Annotated in this window: 7 protein-coding genes; 5 read left to right on the top strand and 2 right to left on the bottom strand. The window is 69.8% G+C overall.

Going from position 1 to position 5,684, the window contains the following annotated elements:
* Both ABDW35_RS30935 and ABDW35_RS30940 read left to right on the top strand, forming a co-directional pair.
* Positions 1–941, top strand: a 941-nt coding sequence (locus ABDW35_RS30935; RefSeq protein WP_343717688.1) for a diguanylate cyclase, incomplete at its 5' end; no start/stop codon positions are given.
* Positions 925–1,416, top strand: coding sequence for an OmpA family protein (locus ABDW35_RS30940; protein WP_343717689.1), 492 nt, complete (start codon positions 925–927; stop codon positions 1,414–1,416). The genes ABDW35_RS30935 and ABDW35_RS30940, both read left to right, overlap by 17 nt.
* Before the next feature lie 153 nt (positions 1,417–1,569).
* On the opposite strand, the gene rocD is transcribed toward ABDW35_RS30940, so the two are convergent.
* Positions 1,570–2,781 carry an ornithine--oxo-acid transaminase gene (rocD, locus tag ABDW35_RS30945; protein WP_343717690.1) on the bottom strand — a complete coding sequence of 404 codons (1,212 nt, stop codon included), beginning with the start codon at positions 2,779–2,781 and terminating at the stop codon, positions 1,570–1,572.
* A gap of 35 nt (positions 2,782–2,816) precedes the next feature.
* Positions 2,817–3,797, bottom strand: coding sequence for an arginase (gene rocF / locus ABDW35_RS30950; RefSeq protein ID WP_343717691.1), 981 nt, complete (start codon positions 3,795–3,797; stop codon positions 2,817–2,819).
* Positions 3,798–3,924: 127 nt separating this feature from the next.
* On the opposite strand from rocF, the gene ABDW35_RS30955 reads away from it, so the two are divergent.
* From ABDW35_RS30955 to ABDW35_RS30965, 3 genes are all read left to right on the top strand, one after another.
* Complete coding sequence (locus tag ABDW35_RS30955; protein WP_343717692.1) at positions 3,925–4,362, top strand: Lrp/AsnC family transcriptional regulator; 438 nt, start codon at positions 3,925–3,927, stop codon at positions 4,360–4,362.
* A 120-nt stretch (positions 4,363–4,482) separates the two neighbouring features.
* On the top strand, positions 4,483–5,412 hold the full coding sequence (locus ABDW35_RS30960; RefSeq protein WP_343717693.1) for a class I fructose-bisphosphate aldolase: 930 nt from the start codon (positions 4,483–4,485) through the stop codon (positions 5,410–5,412).
* 54 nt (positions 5,413–5,466) lie between these two features.
* A partial coding sequence (locus ABDW35_RS30965) for an aminotransferase class III-fold pyridoxal phosphate-dependent enzyme (RefSeq protein WP_343717694.1) occupies positions 5,467–5,684 on the top strand: 218 nt, incomplete at its 3' end.

The raw sequence follows: 5,684 nt of genomic DNA on the forward strand, positions 1-5,684 counted from the left end.
TGGATCATCGCCTGGCCGATATGATCTTCGCCTCGCCCGTGCTGCAGCCGATCAGCCATGACGGTATCGAGATCGGACGCATCGAGCTTTACGGCAACGCTGGCGGCCTGCTGCGCTTCCTGGCGAACGGAGCCTGCGTCGTGCTGGTCTGCGTCGCGCTGAGCGCGCTGAGCGCGCTGCTGCTGTCGCGCTATCTGGTGGCCGGCATCGTCGGCCCGCTGCAGACACTGATCACGGTGGCCCACCGGGTCCGCACCCAGCGGGCCTTCGACCGGCGGGTGCCGCCGGCGGCTATCGCCGAGCTGAACGAGTTGGCCGGCGACTTCAACGCGCTGCTCGGAGAGCTGGAGGCCTGGCAGGCCCGGCTGCAGCGCGAGAACGAGTCCCTCGCCCACCAAGCCAGCCATGACAGCCTGACCGGCCTGCCGAACCGCGCCGCCTTCGAGGCAAGGCTGACCGGGGCGCTGCAGGAGGCCGAGGCGTCGCGGGACCGCGTCGCGGTGCTGTTCCTGGACAGCGACAACTTCAAGCAGACCAACGACGATCTCGGCCATGCCGCCGGCGACGCGGTGCTGGCCGCCGTCGCCGCGCGGGTACGGGACCAGCTGCGCAAGACCGACCTGGTGGCACGGCTGGGCGGCGATGAATTCGCGGTGCTGCTGGCGCCGATCGGCGAGATCGCCGACGCGCTGCATGTCGCCGACGACATCCTGGCCAGCCTGCAGCAGCCGGTCCGGCTGCCCGGCGACGGCACCGCCGCCGCCTCGGTCAGCATCGGCATCGCCGTGTTCCCGGACCATGCGCGGGACGGGGCGACGCTGCTGCAGCGGGCCGACGCCGCCATGTATCTCGCCAAACGCCTGCGGCCCGGCGGCCGGCAGCTCGCCGCCGGGCAGGACCCATTCGACCAACGGGGAACCCAAATTGCATCTCGTCACTAGGCGTGCCGCCCTGTCCCTGGCCCTTGCCGGCCTTGCCGCCCCGATCATGGCCGCATGCCAATCCGGCCTGACCCCGGCCCAGATCGCGCTGCTGAAGCAGCAGGGCTTCGAACTGACCAGCAATGGCTGGGAGTTCGGATTGTCGAGCAAGGTGCTGTTCGGCACCAACGAGGCCACGCTCGCCGCCGGCCAGCGCGAGTCCATCGGCCAGCTGGCGCGGGCGCTGCTGTCTGTCGATATCCACCGGCTGCGGGTCGAGGGGCACACCGACGATTACGGCACGCCGGAGTACAACCTGGCGCTGTCCCAGCGCCGGGCCCAGGCGGTTGCCGACGCCCTGGCCGCGGCCGGCATCCCGGCCGGGGACATGCAGGTGGTCGGCATGGGCATGAGCGCCCCGGTCGAGGACAACCGCTCCTCCGCCGGCCGGCGGGAGAACCGCCGCGTCGCGATCATCGTCTCGAACCAGCAATAGCGGAGCCGCCCCAGCCCCCTCACCCTCCCGCGCGCTTCGCACGCGGGCCCCTCCCTCTCCCCGGGGGAGAGGGTTGTTTTTGCCTCTCCCCCGGGGAGAGGTCGGAACCGCGCAGCGGTTCCGGGTGAGGGGGTTGTCCCGGCCTATCCGGCTTTACGCAGACCCCGTCATCACCGCGGCGAACTGCTCCAGCGCCCAGTCGACCTGGTCGCGGGTGATCACCAGCGGCGGCGCGATCCGGATCGTGTCGCCATGGGTGTCCTTGGCCAGCACGCCGCGCTTCTGCAGCGCCTCGCAGTAGCGGCGGGCGCCGCCGGCCTCGGGGTGCAGTTCGACCGCCAGCATCAGGCCGCGGCCGCGCACCTCGCGGATCAGGTTGCTGCGCAGCCCGGCCAGCTGGGCCTGGAAATAGGCGCCCTGGCGCTCGGCGTTCTCGATCATTCCCTCCTCGACCAGCACCTTCAGCGCGGTGCGGGCCACGGCGCAGGCCAGCGGATTGCCGCCGAAGGTGCTGCCGTGCTGGCCGGGCTTGAGCACGCCCAGCACCTCGGAGTTCGAGAGCACGGCCGAGACCGGATAGAAGCCGCCGGACAGTGCCTTGCCGACCAGGGTGACGTCGGCCTCGATGCCCTCATGCGCCTCGGCCAGCAGCTTGCCGGTGCGGCCGAGCCCGGTCTGGATCTCGTCCAGGATCAGTGTGACGTTGTGCCGGGTGCACAGCTCGCGCACGGTCTTGAAGTAGCCGGCCGGCGGGATCATCACCCCGGCCTCGCCCTGGATCGGCTCGACCAGGAAGGCCACGGTGTTCGGCGTGATCGCCGCTTCGAAGGCCTTGGCGTCGCCGAAGGGCACGACCTTGAAGCCGGGCGCGAAGGGGCCGAAACCGCCGCGCGCATCCGGGTCGGTCGAGAAGCCGACGATGCCGAGCGTGCGGCCGTGGAAGTTGTTCTCGCAGACGATGATCTCGGCCTGGCCCGCGGGCACGCCCTTGACCTCGTAGCCCCATTTCCGCACGGCCTTGACCGCCGACTCCACCGCCTCGGCGCCGCTGTTCATCGGCAGCACCTTGTGCGAGCCGGTCAGCGCCGCGATCTCGTCGTAGAACAGCGCCAGCTGGTCGTTGCGGAAGGCGCGCGAGGTCAGGGTCAGCTTCTGCGCCTGCTCGACCATCGCCGCCAGGATCTTCGGGTGGCAATGGCCCTGGTTGACCGCGGAATAGGCCGACAGGCAGTCGAGATAGCGGTTGCCATCGACATCCCAGACCCAGACGCCCTCGCCGCGCGACAGCACGACGTCGAGCGGCTTGTAGTTGTGGGCGCCGAGGCGGGCTTCGGTCTCGATGAGGGTGGTCGCCGATGTGGCCATGGTCCTGCTCCTGTTCCCGTCCTGTCGCTTCACGGCTATTGGGCGCCCGAGGCCGCGCGTTCCAGCGCCCCGGTCGGCTCGATGATCTGCCGCCCGAACAGGCTGGAGACCAGGTCGACCAGCAGCAGGGCGCTCTTGCCGCGATCGTCGAGGAAGGGGTTCAACTCGACCACATCGAGCGACCCGACCAGGCCGCTGTCGTACAGCATCTCCATGATCAGATGCGCCTCGCGGTAGGTCGCCCCGCCCGGCACGGTGGTGCCGACGCCCGGCGCGATCGACGGGTCGAGGAAGTCGACGTCGAGGCTGACATGCAGCAGCCCGTTGCGCGACGCGACCTTGTCGAGGATCCGGCGCATCAGCACCGAGACGCCGTATTCGTCGACGAGGCGCATGTCGAACACCTCGACGCCGCGGCGGCGCAGCAGCGCCCGCTCCTCCCGGTCGATCGACCGGGCGCCGAGGATGGTCAGGTTCTGCGGGTCCAGCCGCTCGCGCGGCTCGCTGCCGAAGACGTCGTCCAGGCCGGGCTCGCCGCACAGCAGCGCCGCCGACATGCCGTGCATGTTGCCCGACGGCGTGGTCGCCGGGGTGTTGAAGTCGGTGTGGGCGTCGAGCCACAGCACGAACAGCTCGCGCCCGGCCTCGCGGCAGTGGCGCAGCACGCCGTTGACCGTGCCCATCGACAGGCTGTGGTCGCCGCCGAGGAAGATCGGCAGCACGCCCTGCCCCATCAGCGCATGGGCGCGGTCGCTCAGCACCCGGGCCCAGCCCGCGATCTCCGGCAGGAAGCGCATCTGCGGCGTCTCGGCCACGGCCGGCAGCGGCCGCGCCGGGGCCAGGTCGCCATGGTCCTCGACCTCGAAGCCCAGGCCCTGCAGGCTGGGCAGCAGGCCGGCGGTGCGCAGGCCGGCCGGCCCCATGATGGCGCCGCGATGGCCGGCCCCGACTTCGACCGGCGCGCCCACCAGGGCGATGCGCGAAGGCCGCTGCTGCGTGCGATCGGTTCCGTCCATGTCCGGCCATCCCTGTTTGGCGGGGAAGTGAGAGCCGATTATCCCCCCACCGGGAGGTGACATAAAGCCGGCATCTTGGCTATTTTGCTCAGAGGATCGAGCAAACTGGAAAGGCAAACTGAGCAGAATGGACGATCTCGACCACAGGCTGCTGGCGCTGCTGCGGGCCGATGCCCGCACCCCGGTCTCCACCCTGGCCCCGGCGCTCGGCGTCTCGCGCGCCACGGTGCGGGCGCGGATCGACCGGCTGGTGGACACCGGCGTGATCCAGGGCTTCACCATCGTCGTGAAGGCCGGCAGCCAGCCGAACCTGGTCCGCGCCATCACCATGGTCGAGGTCGAGGGCCAGGCCGCCGACCGGGTGATCCAGCGGCTGCGCGGCTTCCCCGAGGTGCGGGCGCTGCATTCGACCAATGGCCGCTGGGACATCGTCGCCGAGATCGAGACCGCGACGCTGGAGGAATTCGACCAGACGCTGCGCCGGATCCGCCAGGTCCAGGGTATCTCGCAGACCGAGACCAGCCTGATGCTGTCCTCGATCCGCACCCGGACCGAAGCGGCGTGACGCGGGCGGATTCGCCGCGCATCTGGTGCGAAACATCTTTGCGCCGGCGGCGTTGAACATGCCGTCCCGGTCGGCTAGGGATTGCAGCCGACCGATCCACCGCATCGAGGAAGACGGACGATGAGAATCAGCCCGCGCGTGCAGAAGATCCTGTCGAACTACGACAGCGAGAACCCGGCCGTGAAGGCCAAGCTCGCGCAGCTCCTGATGAACGGCCGTCTCGGCGGCACCGGCAAGATGATCATCCTGCCGGTCGACCAGGGGATCGAGCACGGGCCCGCCCGCAGCTTCGCCGTCAATCCCGGCGGCTATGACCCGCTGTACCACCACCAGCTGGCGATCGATGCCGGGCTGAACGCCTATGCCGCCCCGCTCGGCCAGCTCGAGGTCTCGAGCGGCAAGCTGTACGGCCAGATCCCGACCATCCTGAAGCTGAACCACTCGAACAGCCTGTCGCGCTTCAAGGAAGATGCCGACCAGGCGATCTTCGCCTCGGTCGAGGACGCGCTGCGCCTGGGCTGCACCGCCATCGGCTTCACCATCTATCCGGGCTCGGACCGCGGCCTGGACCAGATGGAGGAGATCGGCGAGCTGATCCGCGAGGCCAAGTCGGTCGGCCTGCCGACCGTGCTGTGGTCCTATCCGCGCGGCGGGAACATCACCAAGGAGGGCGAGACCGCGATCGATGTGGTGGCCTATGCCGCCCACCTCGCCAGCCAGCTCGGCGCCCATGTTATCAAGGTCAAGCTGCCGAGCGACTTCATCGAGCAGAAGGAGGCGAAGAAGGAGTTCGACGGCGCGAAGATCGCGATCGGCACCCAGGCCGAGCGCGTGGCCGAGGTCATGCGCTCCTGCTTCAACGGCCGCCGCATCGTCGTGTTCTCGGGCGGCGCCGCCAAGGACACCGCCTCGGTGCTGGACGACGCCCGCGCCATCCGCGACGGCGGCGGCAACGGCTCGATCATCGGCCGCAACTGCTTCCGCCGGCCGCGGGAAGAGGCGCTGGAGCTGCTGGACACCCTGGTCCGCATCTTCCAGGGCAAGGAGTAGATCCTGAGCGACGCCCGCATCTACATCGCGATCCCGCCGGAGCTCGATCCGGCGGTGTTCGCGGCCGCCCTCGGCGCCGGCGACGTCGCCTGCGTGCTCACCGAACCGCTGATGACCAATTTCGGCATGATCCCGGTCGCCGATGGCTTCCACAAGGCGCTGCGTGATTTGACGCGCCGCACCGGCACGGTGCTGATCATCGACGAGACGCATACCATCTCGAGCGGTCCCGGCGGCTATACCAGCCAGCACGGACTGGAGCCGGACATCCT

The organism is Inquilinus sp. (assembly GCF_039594555.1).
Taxonomy (GTDB): domain Bacteria; phylum Pseudomonadota; class Alphaproteobacteria; order DSM-16000; family Inquilinaceae; genus Inquilinus.